General features: G+C 68.9%; 16 protein-coding genes and 2 pseudogenes. 12 read left to right on the forward strand and 6 right to left on the reverse strand.

Annotated features, from left to right (window positions below):
• Positions 1-68: 68 nt before the first annotated feature.
• The 4 genes from KHB019_RS07215 (at position 69) to KHB019_RS07230 (ending at position 4,122) form a co-directional block, all read left to right on the forward strand.
• Entirely contained in the window at positions 69-743 is a 675-nt protein-coding gene (locus KHB019_RS07215) for a TetR/AcrR family transcriptional regulator (RefSeq protein WP_337458495.1), read from the forward strand.
• A 42-nt stretch (positions 744-785) separates the two neighbouring features.
• The gene (locus KHB019_RS07220) at positions 786-1,778 is read left to right on the forward strand and encodes an aldo/keto reductase (protein WP_337458496.1); all 993 of its coding nucleotides are present in this window, start codon (positions 786-788) and stop codon (positions 1,776-1,778) included.
• Between the two features lie 72 nt (positions 1,779-1,850).
• Positions 1,851-3,518: an FAD-dependent oxidoreductase gene (locus tag KHB019_RS07225; protein ID WP_337458988.1), complete on the forward strand. Its 1,668-nt coding sequence runs from the start codon at positions 1,851-1,853 to the stop codon at positions 3,516-3,518.
• Between the two features lie 94 nt (positions 3,519-3,612).
• Positions 3,613-4,122, forward strand: coding sequence for a nuclear transport factor 2 family protein (locus KHB019_RS07230; RefSeq protein WP_337458497.1), 510 nt, complete (start codon positions 3,613-3,615; stop codon positions 4,120-4,122).
• 338 nt (positions 4,123-4,460) lie between these two features.
• Here KHB019_RS07230 and KHB019_RS15115 read toward each other — a convergent pair whose 3' ends face one another.
• A complete protein-coding gene (locus KHB019_RS15115; protein WP_443193196.1) occupies positions 4,461-4,583 on the reverse strand; it encodes a hypothetical protein in 123 nt (40 codons plus the stop codon).
• Between KHB019_RS15115 and KHB019_RS15120 the strand changes: the two are divergent.
• The 3 genes and pseudogenes from KHB019_RS15120 to KHB019_RS07245 form a co-directional block, all read left to right on the forward strand.
• A pseudogene (locus KHB019_RS15120) lies at positions 4,582-4,845 on the forward strand (aldolase/citrate lyase family protein); the annotation flags it as partial. The gene KHB019_RS15115 and the pseudogene KHB019_RS15120 sit on opposite strands and share 2 nt — an antisense overlap.
• Positions 4,846-4,910: 65 nt before the next feature.
• Positions 4,911-5,168 (forward strand): hypothetical protein, encoded by a 258-nt coding sequence (locus KHB019_RS07240; protein ID WP_337458499.1) that lies wholly within the window; start codon positions 4,911-4,913, stop codon positions 5,166-5,168.
• Between the two features lie 67 nt (positions 5,169-5,235).
• Positions 5,236-6,351, forward strand: coding sequence for a CaiB/BaiF CoA transferase family protein (locus tag KHB019_RS07245; RefSeq protein WP_337458500.1), 1,116 nt, complete (start codon positions 5,236-5,238; stop codon positions 6,349-6,351).
• A 9-nt stretch (positions 6,352-6,360) separates the two neighbouring features.
• Here KHB019_RS07245 and KHB019_RS07250 read toward each other — a convergent pair.
• The 3 genes and pseudogenes from KHB019_RS07250 to KHB019_RS07260 form a co-directional block, all read right to left on the reverse strand.
• Positions 6,361-6,702, reverse strand: a pseudogene (locus tag KHB019_RS07250) (NIPSNAP family protein); the annotation flags it as partial.
• A gap of 71 nt (positions 6,703-6,773) precedes the next feature.
• Positions 6,774-8,381: an AMP-binding protein gene (locus KHB019_RS07255; RefSeq protein WP_337458501.1), complete on the reverse strand. Its 1,608-nt coding sequence runs from the start codon at positions 8,379-8,381 to the stop codon at positions 6,774-6,776.
• Positions 8,378-9,214: an enoyl-CoA hydratase-related protein gene (locus KHB019_RS07260; protein ID WP_337458502.1), complete on the reverse strand. Its 837-nt coding sequence runs from the start codon at positions 9,212-9,214 to the stop codon at positions 8,378-8,380. The genes KHB019_RS07255 and KHB019_RS07260 overlap by 4 nt, the downstream gene beginning before the upstream one ends.
• A gap of 202 nt (positions 9,215-9,416) precedes the next feature.
• Here KHB019_RS07260 and KHB019_RS07265 point away from each other — a divergent pair, with 202 nt between their 5' ends.
• Together KHB019_RS07265 and KHB019_RS07270 are read left to right on the forward strand one after the other, a co-directional pair.
• The gene (locus tag KHB019_RS07265; RefSeq protein ID WP_337458503.1) at positions 9,417-10,469 is read left to right on the forward strand and encodes an MBL fold metallo-hydrolase; all 1,053 of its coding nucleotides are present in this window, start codon (positions 9,417-9,419) and stop codon (positions 10,467-10,469) included.
• Positions 10,470-10,520: 51 nt separating this feature from the next.
• Positions 10,521-11,111 carry a VOC family protein gene (locus tag KHB019_RS07270; protein WP_337458504.1) on the forward strand — a complete coding sequence of 197 codons (591 nt, stop codon included), beginning with the start codon at positions 10,521-10,523 and terminating at the stop codon, positions 11,109-11,111.
• Between the two features lie 12 nt (positions 11,112-11,123).
• On the opposite strand, the gene KHB019_RS07275 is transcribed toward KHB019_RS07270, so the two are convergent.
• Together KHB019_RS07275 and KHB019_RS07280 are read right to left on the reverse strand one after the other, a co-directional pair.
• Positions 11,124-12,137, reverse strand: a complete 1,014-nt coding sequence (locus KHB019_RS07275; RefSeq protein WP_337458505.1) for a D-2-hydroxyacid dehydrogenase family protein — start codon at positions 12,135-12,137, stop codon at positions 11,124-11,126.
• A gap of 10 nt (positions 12,138-12,147) precedes the next feature.
• Positions 12,148-13,122: a cyclase family protein gene (locus tag KHB019_RS07280; RefSeq protein WP_337458506.1), complete on the reverse strand. Its 975-nt coding sequence runs from the start codon at positions 13,120-13,122 to the stop codon at positions 12,148-12,150.
• A 138-nt stretch (positions 13,123-13,260) separates the two neighbouring features.
• Between KHB019_RS07280 and KHB019_RS07285 the strand changes: the two genes are divergently transcribed.
• The 3 genes from KHB019_RS07285 to KHB019_RS07295 are packed head-to-tail and all read left to right on the forward strand — an operon-like array spanning position 13,261 to position 15,733.
• Positions 13,261-13,959 (forward strand): carboxymuconolactone decarboxylase family protein, encoded by a 699-nt coding sequence (locus KHB019_RS07285; RefSeq protein WP_337458507.1) that lies wholly within the window; start codon positions 13,261-13,263, stop codon positions 13,957-13,959.
• Positions 13,956-15,230, forward strand: a complete 1,275-nt coding sequence (locus tag KHB019_RS07290) for a 3-isopropylmalate dehydratase large subunit (protein ID WP_337458508.1) — start codon at positions 13,956-13,958, stop codon at positions 15,228-15,230. Before KHB019_RS07285 ends, KHB019_RS07290 begins: the two co-directional genes overlap by 4 nt.
• Entirely contained in the window at positions 15,227-15,733 is a 507-nt protein-coding gene (locus KHB019_RS07295; RefSeq protein ID WP_337458509.1) for a LeuD/DmdB family oxidoreductase small subunit, read from the forward strand. The genes KHB019_RS07290 and KHB019_RS07295 overlap by 4 nt, the downstream gene beginning before the upstream one ends.
• Positions 15,734-15,751 lie beyond the last annotated feature (18 nt).

The raw sequence follows: 15,751 nt of genomic DNA on the forward strand, positions 1-15,751 counted from the left end.
AGCGTGGAATGCCGGGCCCCGGCCTCCCGTATGATCGACGTGCCCCCTCCCGGACGGAGTCCGCTGCCTTGAGCGCCGAACGATCCGACGAACCCGTCGCCCCGAATCCCCGCACCCTCCGTGGGCGCCGGGCGATCGCCCGCGCCGACGACCAGACCGCGTACCGGGATCGGCGACGCGAAGTAGTCGACATCGCCGCCCGACTCTTCCGAGAGAAGGGCTACGACACGACGACGTTCGCCGACATCGCGCGGGAGTTCGGGACCGATCGCGCCTCGCTGTACTACTACGTCACGAGCAAGCAGGAGCTGTTCGAAGAGATCGTCGGCGGCATCCTGGACGGCAACGTCACCGAAGCGGAGCGGATCCTCGCCTCCGACGACGATGCCCCCGCGAAACTCCGCCTGCTCATCGAGGATCAGATCGAGACCCAGGCCCGCAATTATCCGCACATGTACGTCTACATCCAGGACGGGATGCGGGCGGTGCGTGATCGTCAGAGCGAATGGGCCCGCCGAATGTCCGCGCAGACCTCCCGGTATGAACGGATCGTGCGGCAGATCCTCCTCGACGGCGTGCGCGAGGGCTCGATCCGCTCGGACATCGACGTCCGCCTTCTCGGTGCGGGCCTTTTCGGCCTCATGAGCTGGACCCACCGCTGGTTCCGGCCCGGCGATCCGTTCTCCCCGCAGGAGGTCGCCGCATCCATCGTCGGGATCTTCCTGGAGAGCGCGACCTCCTGACGAGGGGTTCCACACCGCTGTGGATTTACGTTACCGTTGACAATGCGCAGCGCAGCGGAGCGCTCGTGGACGGGGTGGAGCATGGCGGCGACGATCGACGGACTGGATGCGTCCTCCCTCTGCCTCGGAGGCAACGTGTTCGGATGGACCGTGGGCGCCCAGGACGCCTACGCGGTGCTCGACGCGTTCGCTGAGGGCGGCGGGACATTCCTGGACACCGCCGACCAGTACGTCGACTGGGTCCCCGGCGGAACGGGCGGCGAGTCCGAAGCGATCATCGGCGAGTGGATGGCCGCCCGCGGCAATCGCGAGCACATGGTCGTCGGCACGAAGGTCGGCAAGGGACCGGACGCGCGCGGCCTGTCGTCAGGCGCCATCCGCACGTCGGTCGAGGCATCCCTCCGCCGCCTTCGCACGGATCACATCGACGTCTACTATGCGCACGAGGACGACCAGAGCGTGCCCCTGACCGAGACGCTCGAGACCTTCGACGCGCTGATGAAGGAGGGGAAGATCCGCTTCGCCGCCGCATCGAACTACAGTGCCGAGCGCCTTCAGCAGGCGGTCGACGTGTCACGCGAGCACGGATGGGCGACCTACTCGGTGCTGCAGCCCCATTACAACCTCGTGCGGCGCCGATCGTACGAGGGGGCACTCGAGAGCGTGTGCGAGCGTGCCGGCATCGCGTGCGTCCCCTACTTCTCGCTCGCGTCCGGCTTCCTGACCGGGAAGTACCGGCCGGGGATGACGGTGAAGAGCCCGCGCTCCGGCGCGGCCGCGAGGTATCTCGACGAGCGGGGTCTGCGGATCCTGTCCGCTCTCGACGCCGCCGCGGAGCGACATGGCACGTCGGTCGCGGCGGTCTCGCTCGCCTGGCTACTGTCACGGCCGACCGTGATGTCGGTGGTCGCGAGCGGCACCTCTCCCGCGCAGGTGGGAGAACTGCTTGCGGCGGATGGGGTGGATCTGGACGCGGAGGACCTTGCCCGCCTCGACGAGGCGTCCACCGGCGAACCCGAGCATCGTCAACGTTGATATTGACTAGTCCGCCCGAGGCTCGTATCGTGTGGCATGCGCGACGATGCGCACGGTCAGGAGGCCCCTGTGATGCGAACGGATTGGTCGGAGACCACGGATCTCGTGGTGGTCGGGGCTGGTGCCGCAGGCTACAGCGCCGCCGTCACGGCGGCGGCGGCCGGAGCACGCGTCCTTCTGCTGGAGAAGGCGAGCGCGCCGGGCGGAACGACCGCGAAGTCCGGAGGCTCGACCTGGGTGCCCAACAACAGCCGGATGGCGGCGCAGGGCCAGGTCGACGATCGATCGGCGGCCCTGCGGTACATCGCCCGGCTCGCCTATCCGTACAGATTCCACCCCACCGGTCCGACGCTCGGGCTCTCGGCCGACGACTACCGGCTGCTCGAGACCCTGTACGACCGCGGCTCGGAGGCCGTCGAGGCGCTCGTCGGCGTCGGCGCCCTGTACTTCGCCGACCGCACCTATCCCGACGGCACCCCGATGAAGCCGTATCCCGACTACCAGGCGCACCTGCCCGAGGACGAGGGGATCGGGGCCCGGATGCTCGCACCCGCCCTTCCGCCCGGATTCGAGCCGGACTTCGAGGTGCCACCGGGCATGCACGTGGGCATCGGCGGCAAGATCATGATCGCGACGCTGAGCGATGCCGCCGGCCGTCTCGGCGTGGACGTCCGCACCGAGCATCGCGTCCGCCGGCTCGTGCAGGACGAGGATGGCCGCGTGTGCGGAGTCGAAGCGGACACTCCGAGCGGCACGCGGTGGTTCGGAGCGGCGGACGGGGTCGTGTTCGCGTCCGGCGGGTTCCTCCACAATGCACGCATGCGCTCGGAATTCCTCAGAGGACCCGTGTACGGCGGGGCGGCCGCGGGCACCAGCACCGGGGACTTCATCGAGATCGGCACGCGCGCGGGCGCACAGCTGGGCAACATGACGCAGGCCTGGTGGACCCAGGCGGTGCTGGACATGGTGGCGACCGGCGAGCCGACGGCGCAGGACATCTTCTATCCCTTCGGCGACAGCGTCGTCCAGGTGAACAAGTACGGCGTCCGGGTCGTCAACGAGAAGCAGCCGTACAGCGAGCGCGCCCAAGTCCACTTCCACTGGAATGCGAGCGAGGTCGAGTACTCAAACCTCGTGATGTTCCAGATCTGGGACGACGCGGTCGCGCAGAATCCGCTCCAGTGGGCCTATCGCGGCTTGACGCCGATGCCGGGCGAGCAGGCGGAGTACATCGTCACCGCCGACACACTGGAGGAGCTCGCCGCAGCGCTGGACGACAAGTTGCTGGATTATGCGCCGCTGATCGGCGGCGCGCGGCTCGCCGACGACTTCGTCGACGCGCTGCGAGGGACCATCGCCCGATTCAACGACTTCGCCCGCACCGGGGTCGATCTCGACTTCCATCGCGGGGAGAGCCCGATCCAGCAGCAGATCCAGGGGACCGCACGCGAGGGCTGCCCCAACCCCACCATGGCCCCGATCTCCGATCGGGGGCCGTATCACGCCATCGTGCTCGTGGCCGGCGCGCTCGATACGAAGGGCGGTCCGCGCATCGACGCGAACGGACGCGTCATCGACCACGCCGGCAGACCCATCCCGGGCCTCTACGGCGCGGGCAACTGCATCGCTTCCCCCTATGCGCAGTCGTATCCGGGAGCAGGGGGCACCCTCGGTGCGGCATTGACCTTCGGTTACGTCGCGGCACGTCACGCAGTCGGCGCGTCCGTGGTCACCCGGTAGGAACTGCGGGGGCCGACCCTTGCTCGAGCAACGACGCCAGTTGCGAATCAACGACCATGTAGATAGGCAATGACGCTATGGAAATGAGCACAACATGAGAGACGTGGAAGCCCGGATCCGCCGACTCGAAGACCGGGTCGAACTCACCGATCTCGCGACGAGATACTTCCTCGCATCAGACTTCGACGACTATGAAGCAATCGCCCGCTACTTCACGGCCGACGACTCGTTCGCTGCAGACGGCTTCCCCGCGAACGTCGGCAACGAGGCGATCGCGGCATCGATCCGCGATTCGCGCTCACACTTCGGAATCACCATCCACACGCCCCACTACGTGCTCGTCGACTTCCTCGACGACGACAACGCCACGGGACTCGTCGGCGCGCACCTGGAGATCGCGGTCGGCGGCAAGACAGTCTTCGCCGCTGTGCGCTACGAGGACGTGTACGTCCGGCAGAACGGGGAATGGCGCTTCCGCAGCCGCAACATGCGGACGGTCCACGCGCAGCCCTGGGAGGATGTGGCCACCTCGCTCACCGCGGAGCTGCCCATCCGCTGGCCCGGGGGCGAACCGGCGCCGTCCAGCTATCCGCGCGGCGTCTGAGGCCTGGCGCGCGGCGCGTGGCGGGGGAGATGACTGGCTCGCGCTCGTGAGAGGTGCAGATCCCCGCGACGGGACGCCCACGCGCAGGAATGGGCACGGCATGAATGGCATCAATGGCATCAATGGCGATCGAAACATGGGGACGGACGCCGAGCTTCACGCCGACGGCGGCGACCTCGCGCGGCGGTCTTCGCCGTCAATATCGACAGGTCGACCTGTTTCGACTGGCACGACGGCACCACATGAAAGTCACCGAGGAGAAGACGACAGTGAACGAGAAGCTCAGAGAGATCTTCACGTCGAAGGGCACCGGATACGGACTGTGGGTTACATCCGAGTCACCGGCGGTCGTCGAGGTCGCGGCGGAACTCGGACTCGATTGGGTCTGCATCGACCTCGAGCACGGCTACCTCAGCCTGCAGCACGTCGCCAATCACCTGACGGCCGCGCGGGTCCGACATGTCGATCCTCGTGCGCCCGCCCACCCACGATCTCGAGCCGACGAAGCGGGTCATCGATCTCGGCGCCCACGGCATCATCCTCCCGCTCGTCGAGACCGTCGACGAGGTCAGGGCCGCGCAGCAGAACATCTGGTACCCGCCGAAGGGACGGCGCGGGATCGGAGGCGAGCGCAACGTCACCTGGGGTCTCGCCTTGGAGAAGTACGTGCGGTCGGCCAACGACGAGCTGCTCCTCATTCCGATGATCGAGACGAAGCGCGCCGGTGAGAACATCGACGAGATTCTCGCGGTCGAGGGGACCGAGGCGATCTTCCTGGACCCGGCGACATGTCGGCCAGCTACGGCTTCGTCGGCGAGTGGGAGGGACCCGGAGTCGCGGAGATCGACCTCGACATCCTCGTCCGCGCGGACGCGGCCGACATCCGGTCCGGCGTGGTGGCGCGGAGCACCGACGAGATCCTCCAGCGCCGCGATCAGGGCTTCGGCATGGTGTGCCTCGGATCGGACACGGGTCTCCTGATCCGCGAGGTCCGCGGCATCAGGTCCGCACTCGGCAACACGCCCATCGGCCACCGGTGGTTCTGAGCCGCGCCGGGACTCTGCACACGCCGCGCATCCGGCGTGCGCACTACGCTGGCCCGGTGATGTTCCCGTGAGCGGAGTCCTGAGCGGCATCCGCGTGCTCGAGCTCGGCGGCAAAGGACCGACGCCGTTCGCCGGCATGATGCTCGCCGACATGGGAGCAGAGGTCGTCGCCGTCGACAGAGCCGGCGCCGTGACCCCGGACGACCTCTCGGTGTTCGGACGCGGCAAGCACCGCCTCCGACTCGATCTGAAGTCGCCGGAGGCGCGGGGGCTCCTCCACGCAGCGATGTCAGGGATCGACGTGGTGATCGAGGGGTTCCGCCCGGGCGTGGCCGAGCGGCTGGGGCTCGGCCCGGCAGACGTCCACGCGGTGAACCCCCGCGTCGTGTACGGACGGATGACCGGTTACGGCCAGGACGGCCCATGGTCGCGCGCCCCCGGCCACGACGTCAACTTCATCGCGATGAGCTCCGCCCTCGCGCACGTCGGCCCTCGCGAAGGACCGCCGGTCGTCCCGCTCAACCTCGTCGGCGATTTCGGGGGCGGCGGGATGCTGCTGGTCACCGGCGTCCTGGGCGCGCTCGTCGAGCGTGGCGCGTCGGGCCGCGGCCAGGTCGTCGATGCCGCCATGACCGACGGATCCGCGCAGCTCATGGCGTGGGCGTATGCGGCACGCGCGCACGGAGACTGGTCGGATGAGCGCGGCGGGAATGCGACCGACGGGTCGGCCCCGTTCTACCGGGCGTACGAGACGGCGGACGGAGGGTTCGTCAGCGTCGGGGCCCTCGACCCCGGTCACTACGTTGAGCTCATGCGGGTGTGCGGAATCGATCCCGCCCCCGATCAGTACGACCGCACCCAGTGGCCTGCGCTGTCCCGGCGCTTGGAGGAGACCTTCGCCGCGCGGGATCGCGCGTCCTGGGTCGCGCGCTTCGACGGCGTCGAGACGAGCTTCGCCCCCGTCCTCACGATGGCGGAGGCGCACACGCATCCCTACCACGTCGAGCGCGAGACGTTCGTGGAGCTGGACGGAGTTCTCCAGCCCGCGCCGGCCCCGCGGTTCGACCGGACTCCGAGCCGGCCGCGGCCGCCCGCCGCCGCGGATGCCGTCTCCACGCTCGCAGTCCTCGGCGTCGGCGAGCGGGATGCACGCGATCTCCTCGCGCGGGGCATCGCCGGATGACGCGGGGCCTCAGCCGCCGTAGGTGAAGGCCGTGTCCGGCTCCGAGCTGGCGATCGGCAGCGCGCGCACCGGCGAGAAGCTGGTCGGGTACAGGATCTTGCTCCTCCAGCTCTTGATCATCGGGCGCACGATCGAGATGCACCGCTGCCACTCGGGATCGGCGGCCAGAGCGGCGCGACGGAACTTCCGATCCTCCAGATCGGTGTACGCCCACAGGTGGACGACCTCGTTCATCGTCCCGAACTCCGAGACGAAGTATCCGAAGAAGCCGCCGAGGATCGGCTTGGCGACCGGGAGCCCCACGGTCTCGTACGGATCGAGGAACTCCATCGTGGGGACGTGCGGATAGAGCTCATAGGTCCTCTACTCGACGAGCATCCCATCTCCTTGTTCGAGGCCCGGCGGAACGATCCGGACGGCCGTCACCGAGCCGATACGCGGTCGCGGTTGCGCGTCACTTCCACCCCGGCGGCGACCCGGTCCCACATGTCCGTCGTGATGCCGGCATCGCGCAGCGGCGCTTTCTGGACCTTCTGGGTGGGCGTCTTCGGCAAGCGGTCGACCACCCGCACGTAGCGGGGGACGGCGAAGTAGGGCAGTTCGCGCGCCGCGGCCTCGATGAGCTCGGCGCGGTCCAGTTCGGTTCCGGGATTGACGACCACGGCGACCGCGATCTCATCGTCGCCTTCACTGGACGGGAGAGGGTAAGCCGCAACTTCGGCGACCTGTCCGGAGCCGAGGATCGCCGTCTCCACGTCGTACGCCGATACGTTCTCGCCGCGGCGGCGCATGCTGTCCTTCACGCGTCCTGCGAAGTAGAACCAGCCCTCCGCGTCGCGCTTGAGCAGATCGCCCGTATGGAACCACAGGTCCTTCCGGCTCTCGAGCGTCGCCTCCGGCATCCGGAAGTACCCGTCCGGGATCGTGGCGGGATCGCGGGGCCGGGCGATGAGCTCGCCGGCGACGCCGTCCGGCACGTCTGCCCCGTCGGCGTCGATCAGACGGACCTCGTACGCCGAGACGACTTTGCCGACCGTGCCCGCCGGCGCCCCGTCTCCGGGGCTCGTGTGGGTGATCGAGCCGAAGTCCGTGAGCCCGTACGCCGAGACCGGCGTGATCCCCCACGACCGTTCGACTTCGAGGTGAGTGGCTGGCGGGCATGCGCCGAGGATGCAGCGGATCGAGCTGCGCGCGCGATCGGCCGCCATCTGCGGGGTCTCCGTCCGCAGGAGCATCTCGATCATCGCTCCGATCAGCGGCGTCGAGGTGGCCCCGTTGTCGGCGATGTCGGACCAGAAGCCGGAGACGCTGAAGCGCTCGGCGATCACGGCGCTGCCGCCGGCGTTCAGTGCCGCCATCACGGAGGTGCACAGCGAGTTGGCGTGGAAGAGAGGCGTGCAGCAGTAGATGCGGTCCGTCTCATCGCGGCCGAGGTGATCGCGGTAGAGGTTCGCCCAGAGGTTCAGGGTGCCGTAGTTCCAGACCGTGCCCTTGGACGGTCCGGTCGTCCCCGACGTCGACATGATGAGACTCGGATCCGACGCGGTGAGCTCCAGCGGTGCGACCGGCTCGGCTGCCCGCAGGAGCCCGTCGAGCTCGGAGGAAGCTCCGGCGCCCACCTCGAGCACCGCGAAATCGCAGGTCGCCTCCGACGCGGCCTGCGCGAGGGTCTCGGCGAGATCGGCACCGACGACGACGGCGGCGGGTGCGAAGAGGGTAAGCGGATGCCGCAGGGTCTCGCCCCTCAGTTCGGTGTTGACCGGCACCGGGACCGCTCCGAGGAACTGCGCCCCGAAATGCGCGCCCAGGAAGTCCAGGCAGTTGTGGAGCATGATCAGGACGCGGTCGCCGCGGGCTACTCCGCGGGAGCGCAGGAGTCCCGCCCATCGCGAGGCCACGTCGTACATGTCCGCGTAGGACGTGGACTCGCCGTTCGCCGTCCAGCGCAGGAATTCCCGGTCACCGATGTTCTCGGCGCACCACTCGAGCCTCGCGGTGGCGACCGGACTGCTGGCCGAGACCGCGCTCACGCCTTCCTTTTCGAGATGTCGCTGGTCGGCGGGACGCGGAACTCGTCGATGATCACCTTCAGGCCCTCTTCGCGGACGCGGGTCCTGAGCGCGATGACATCGGGCACGAGGTGCAGCAGCGCGTCGATCTCGGCGGTGCCCTCGATCGCCTGGCGCATGCCCATCCACTCCATCGCGCGGTTGATCGAGACCTTCTTCATGTGGAGGAGGTCGGGTGAGACGAGCGCCATCCGGCTTGCGAGCGACCGGGTGGCCTCGATGACCTCGTCCGCAGGCACGGCGTGGTTGGCCAGGCCCCACTCCACGGCGGTCTTGCCGTCGATGTAGTTGCCGGGGACGAACGCGAGCTCCTTCGCGCGCTTGGGCCCCGCGAGGATCGCCCAGAGGGGCGCGATGAATCCCCCGCCGATCGGAACGGTGGGCTCGCCGAGCTTCGCGTCCTCGGCGACGATCGTGATGTCGGTGAAGATGATGAGCTGCGTGGCACCCGCGATCGCATAGCCGTGGACAGCGGCGATGACGGGCTTGGGGTGATCCCAGATCGCTACGTAGCGGTGGAGGTTCCGCTGCAGCCGGTCGCGGTCGGCGACCGGATCGAGCTGCTTCGGAGCGCTGATGTCGTACCCGGCCGAGAAGCCCTTGCCCTCCCCGCGGATGGCCAGGACGGGCCCGCCGTGCGTCTTCAGGTACTCGAGCGCCGCGCTGAACTCGCCCAGGAGTTCGTTCGACAGGGCGTTCGCGGCCCCCGGGCGATCGAACACGATCCAGCTGAGGTTCTCCTCGTGCTCGATGCGGATGTGCTCGTACGTCGGCTCGGTCTCCGGAGTTGTCATGAGCAGTGGTGCCTTCCCGTATCCTCATCGATCGGCTCGCGCTGCGGGCTCATGCAGGCGCGGAGTCAACCAGAACGTTGACTCAAGTCACCGTAGGCGGCTCGGGTTCCCGTTGTCAACCGGCCGATGTATTGTCAACTCCAGAGTTGACAAACGGTCAAGGCGGCGCATCGACGCGGCCGCCGAGGGGAATGGGAATCTCATGCAGATCACCGGCACGGATCAGTATCACGCGTGGCGGGCCCGAGACCTCCCGCCGGTCGAGCGGGTCCGCGACGGTGTGTGGTCGATCCCGATCGACTTCGGGCATGCGCCGATCCGCTACACGTTCTGCTATCTGCTCGCGAATGCGCAGGGCCGAGCCGTACTCGTCGACCCGGGCGGCGACAGCCCGCTCGGGCGGTCGCAGCTCCTGCGGGGGCTGGAGAGCGCTGGCGTTTCCCTGGAATCCGTCATCGGGATCGTCTCCACCCACCGCCACGCCGACCACCTCGGTATGGTGGCGTATCTGCGGGCCGCGACGGGCGCGTGGGTCGCGATGCACCAGCGAGATGCCACGATGCTCGCCGAGTGGAATGACTACGAAGCGGCAATCAGGGCGGACGTTGCCCTGCTCACGGCGCTCGGGATGCCGGACGACCGCATCCGTGCGATGCGGATGGCCGTGTCCGACGTCGCGACGCTCGATGCGCTGGCGAGGCCCACCCGGCACCTCGAGGACGGCGAACTGCTCCCGCTCGAAGGCCGCACCGTCAGGATCGTCACGACGCCCGGTCACACTCCCGGCCACGTGTGCCTGGTCGACGAGGACCAGGGGCTCGTGTTCACCGGGGATCACGTGCTGCCGCGGATCACGCCCAACATCGGGATGACCTCGGGCACATCGAGTGCGGGGGCCCTCGCGGACTACTTCCGGTCCCTGGCGAGGATCTCCGCGTGGGACGCCTACGAAGCCGCGCCAGCACACGAGTACCGCTTCCGCGGCATCGCCGCGCGGGCCGAGGAGATCGCCGAGCACCACCGCGCGCGCTCCCGCGAGGTTCGTGAAATCGTCGTCGCCGAGGGCCCTCTGTCCGTCTGGCAGGCCGCGGAGCGGATGTCCTGGTCCCGCCCGTGGGAGTCATTCGACGGGATCAACCTGCGGGCCGCGCTGTCGGAAACGGGCGCGCACCTCGACTACCTCACCGAGCAGGGCGACCTCGTCCGGCCGCCGCTCGACGGCGACGGCGCGCAGCGCTTCGCAGCCGCCTCCTGATCCCCTCCCCCACATCGAACGCCCGCATCTCATCGACAGGAAGACGAACGAATGACGCGTGCACTGCGACAGATCTGCTACATCACCCGCCCCGAGGACTTCGACGCGACACTCGAGTACTGGACCGAGGCGCTCGGAGCCGGCCCGTTCTACGTTTTCGCCGTCGACCTCCTCGAGGCCACCTTCCGCGGGGAGCCGTCGCGATCGGCCGGCCGAGTGGCGCTCACGATGATGGGCGACGGTCAAGTGGAGATCATCGCCGCCACGGCCCCGGACGCAGAGATCTACACCGAGTGGATCCGGACCCGCGGACCGGTTCCGCGAGGGGGCCTGTTCCACCATTTCCGCATCGACACGGACGACTTCGAGGGCACCTGCCGCCAGCTCGTCGACAACGGCGCGCGCGAGGGGCTGCGGGCCAAGGCACCGGGCGACCGCGATGTCGCGTACGTCGACGCCCGCGACACGCTCGGCTGCTACGTCGAGGTGATCTCGCAGAATGAGGACGTGCTCACCATGATCACCAAGATGCGCGAAGTGTGCGACTCGTGGGACGGATCGGAGCCGGTGCGCGACTACATCGGGTTCATGCAGGAGACGCTCGGACGGGCGACCCCGGGGTACGCGCCGTCCGGCTCATGACCCGGTGCGCGCTCAGCGCACGTCTTCGTACCGACGCTCGCCGGGCGCCGCGATTGTTGCGGCGCCCGGCCCGGCGAGCACGTTGATCGGACTACCCTGCAGGAAGGCCGCCGCAGCGCGGACCGTCTCGGTGAAGAACTCGCCGTAGACGTCCTCGGTGACATATCCAAGGTGCGGCGAGAGGATGACGTTGTCGAGCGCGCGATACGGGTGAGCCGCCGGTAGCGGCTCGACGTCGAAGGCATCCAACGCGGCACCGCCGATGCGGCCGTCCTGCAACGCCGCGACCAGTGCGGCCTCGTCCACGATCGGTCCGCGCGAGGTGTTGATGAGTATCGCCCCCGGTCGCATCCGTTCGATCGCGGCGGCGTCGATGAGCCCGATCGACTCGGGACTCATCACGGTGTGGATCGTGACGACGTCGCTGCGCTCGAGAAGCTCCTCCTTCGAGCCGACTGCGGTGACGGCGCTCTCGAGCGCGCGCTCCTCTGTCAGATTGCGGCTCCAGGCGATCACCTCCATGTCGAACGCCGTTGCGTACCGCGCGATGTAGCGCCCGACCCCGCCCAGCCCGATGATCCCGAGGGTGAGCCCTCGCAGGGTTCGCCCGAGAGTGGCCTGCCACCTTCCTTCCCGCACGAGCCGGTCCTCCAGCGGGATGTGACGCGCGGCAGCCAGTACGAGCCCCCATGTGAGTTCCGCGGTCGCGAGCCGGCCGAGTCCGTTCGTCGTGCCGCTCACGACGATCCCGTGATCGTCCGCCGCCTCCAGGTCGATCGCCCGGTTCGCGGCCCCGGTCGTGACGATGCAGCGCAGATCGGGTAGGGCCTCGATCAGCGTCCGGGTGATCGGCAGGCGCTCCCGCATGATGCAGAGGACATCGAAGCCGCGAAGACGCCCGATGGCCTCAGCCTCCCCCATCGCGTCGTCGAACACCGTGACGTCGGCGAGATCGGTGACGGGGGTCCAGTCCGCGGATGAGAGGGCGACGCGCTGGTAGTCGTTGAGGACCGCGACGTTCGGCATGGGACTGCTCCTAGAAGATGGCGAGAGGGTTGACGTGGGAACCGGTGGAGCCGAGGAGCCGGAGGGGCTCGATCGTGAGGAGGAACGACCACCGATCCAGCCGGCGGCAGGTCTCGGCCAGTTCCTCCACCTCGATATGGTCGAGCAGCCAGGCTCCCATCGCGGCGAGCGCGACGGCGTGCACGGGGAAGGCGAGGCTCGCGGTCTCCTCGTCGAGGCGGTCGAACATCGCCGGCGTGGCGGGCACGTCGAGCGCATAGCCCGACGGGTTCATATCGTTCAGTGCATCGGACCCGATCACGGCCACCCCGCGCTCGTGCAGGAGCGGAAGGCACGAGACGTGGTAGCCGACCCCGCCGTAGTGCGAATCGGCGATTCCGGCGAGGGCGCGGGCCAGATACCCGGTCCGGCAGATCACGGCGTCGCCCTGCCCGAGACAGACGCCCTGGCGCTCCTCGGCCGCGAGGATGTCCTCCGGGTAGATCCCGTCGCCGTTCTCGATCCACTCCTGCCCGCGTGCGGCGGCGATGTCCAGGAGCACGCCACGGGTGACGATCCCGTCGCGCGCGGCGGCGACCGAGAGCCGCGTGACTCCGTTCGGCCCGAGCACGTCGTCCGTCGCGTTCCCGTTGTAGAACTCGCCGTCCCACCCGATGTGGGCGAGCGAGTCCAGGTGCGTGAGCGAGCCGTGCGCGACGAGCGTGAAACGCTCGCGGGCCGCCGTCATCCGCCCCATCCGGTAGGTGATCGGCTCGAGGGCCACCTCGGTGCCTCGGGACAGCGGGTCGGGGTCGCGCGGATCCAGATCCATCCCGAGCGCGACGACCGTACCCTCCTCGACCGATGCGGCCGCGGCGACGCGATGCGCGGGGGTGATGAGGTTCAGCGTCCCCAGTTCGTCGTCGTCGCCCCATCGCCCGCGGTTGGACAGGCTCCCGAAGTACTCGAGGACCTCCTCGCGGCTGGGGGGATTCTCCCGTGACATCGCAGTCCTCCTCGACTCGGCGTCCGTTCAATCTATGGTGCGCACCCGTCATCGTCAACTATGCTGTTGATCCTCGGCGCCGCTCACTGATCCCCGCGAGAGCCAGGGGTGGCGGCGCCCGATGCGAAGGAGCATCCGATGGTCGAGTTCCTGCTCGAGGTCGCTGACGATCAGTCGGAGGACCTGACGGTCGAGAAAGTCGGGGCGGCCGTGCGCGCGCTCCTGGTCGACGCGCCGCCCGGGGAACCGCTCGACGACGTGACCGCCGCACTCGTGGGCCTGGCCACGCGCGCCTGCGGGACGACCCTCGATCTCGAGGGAACGCGCGAGCACATCGGGCGGGTCCTGGACGCGGGCGGAAGCGGCGAGCAGATCGAGGAGATGATGGTGCTCATATCGGGCATCGGCATCCACGGCCTGATCGGGACGGCGTCGGTCGTCGCCCGCGCGCTCCGCGAGCACGGGCATCCCGCGGTCGGCGACACGCTCACCCCGGAGCAGGAGGTCGTGTGGGAGCGGCTGGGCGGTGGAGACGCCCGTGAGGCCCGCGTCGCGCGCGTCTCGCCGGACTTCCTGCCCAACCTCGTGCGGCTGGTGCCCGAGCCCATGGTGAAGGCCGTGCTCGACTTCCGCGCGGCACCCTGGTTCAGCGAGACGCTCACTCCCCTCCAGATGGAGTTCATCGGCATCGCGGTCGACACGATGCCTTCGCATCGGTTCATGCCGACGCTTCGCATGCACGTCGGGCGCGCGCTCGATCTCGGCGCGGGCCGTCGGCAGATCGAGGACGTGCTGTCGATCTCGGCCGCCGCCCCGCAGCACAGGGGGCTGTGGTGACGGACTCGAAGACCATCACCGAGAAAATCCTCGCCCGCGCCGCCGGACGCGCCGAGGTCTCCGCGGGAGACTACATCACAGCACGGGCTGACACCGTGGTCATCTGCGATCTGGGATGGCCCTCCATCGGCCCGCTCTTCGAGTCGCTCGACACGCCCGTGGTCGACCCGGAACGCCTCGTCATCACGTTCGACCACACCGCACCCGCCGAGACCGAGTACGCGGCGGAGCTGCACCGGACGTGGCGGGAGTTCTGCCGGCGCCAGGGCATCGCCCGCATCCACGACATCGGGGATCAAGGCATCAGCCACGTGCTGTCAGTGCAGAAGGGCTATGCCCGCCCCGGCACCCTGCTCATCAACGTCGACACCCACGCCAACACGTGCGGCGCGGTGGGATGCCTGTCGATGGCGATGGGCACCGACATCGTGTCCGACCTCGCTGCAGGGTGGAACTGGTACTCCGTGCCGCAGAGCATCCGCATCGAGCTCGTCGGGCAGATGGGTCCGGGCGTGACGATGCGGGACGTCGCCCAGCACGTCATGAGCGACATCGGCCAGGACCTCGGCAGCGGGAAGGCGCTGGAGTTCGTCGGCGACTTCGTCGACCGCGCGAGCATCCCCGCGCTCATGACTCTGTGCAACTGGTCGCGCAAGACCGAGGCTGTCGCGGGGATCGTGAATCCCTCCGCACGCACCGTAGAATACGTGCGGTCGCGCACCGACATTCCGTTCGAGATCCTGCGGAGCGATCCGGGAGCGCAGTACGTCGCGCATCGCACGTACGACGTGGGCGCAGTCGAGCCGGTCGTCGCCGCACCGGGCGATCCGCTCGACACCCGAGCGGTCTCCGAGGTGGCGGGCACACGCATCCACCAGGCCTTCCTCGGCTCATGCGCCGGAGGGAGCATCGAGGACTTCCGCGCGGCGGCGAGCGTCCTGCGCGGAAGGCATGTGGCACCCGGCGTGCGGATGATCGCCTCGCCGGGCTCGCAGGAGACCTGGCGCGTCGCCGAGGAAGAGGGGCTCCTGCGCGACCTGTCGGCCGCCGGCGTCCTGGTCACCGGATCCACGTGCGGCGCCTGCTATGGCGGCGCCGGCGTGCTCACCGGCGACGAGGTGTGCATCTCGACGTCGACCGAGAACTTCCAGGGCCGCATGGGGAGCATGTCCGCATCGATCTTCCTCGGCAGCGCGCTGACCGTCGCCGCCTCGGCGCTCGCCGGGGAGATCACGGATGCCCGCCTCCTCGCGACCGGAGTGGCATCGTGACCGCGTCCGCCCCGACCACGGGTCGCGTGTGGACCTTCGGCGACCGCGTGAGCGTGGAGTACATTTCGCCGCTGCGGTACATGTTCCAGCCCGAGGGCCGGGGCACGGCATGCCTGAAGTATCTCGACAGGGAGTTCGCGGCTGCCGAGAAGAACGGCGACCTCATCGTCGCCGGTTCCCACTTCGGCCAGGGTCCGGGGCACGACCACGCGATTCTCGCTATCCGCGAGGCGGGCGTCGCGGGGGTCGTGGCGCACTCGTTCGCGCCCCAGTTCTTCCGGCACGCCATCGTGCACGGCCTCCCCGTCGCGGAGTGCCCCGGTATCCTCGACTTGGTCGGGCCGGGCGACGTCCTGACGATGGACTTCGCGACTGGCGAAGGCCGCAATGACACCACCGGGCGGCCGGTCAGCGCGACGGTGCCTGGCGGGATCGCCGCTGACATCGTCGGACGCGGAGGCCTGTTGCCCTTCCTGAGGAACGAGCTGAGCACCTCGCGTTGAGACGGTCCCCCGCCGGCG

This window comes from Microbacterium sp. KHB019, assembly GCF_037285405.1.
Lineage (GTDB): Bacteria > Actinomycetota > Actinomycetes > Actinomycetales > Microbacteriaceae > Microbacterium.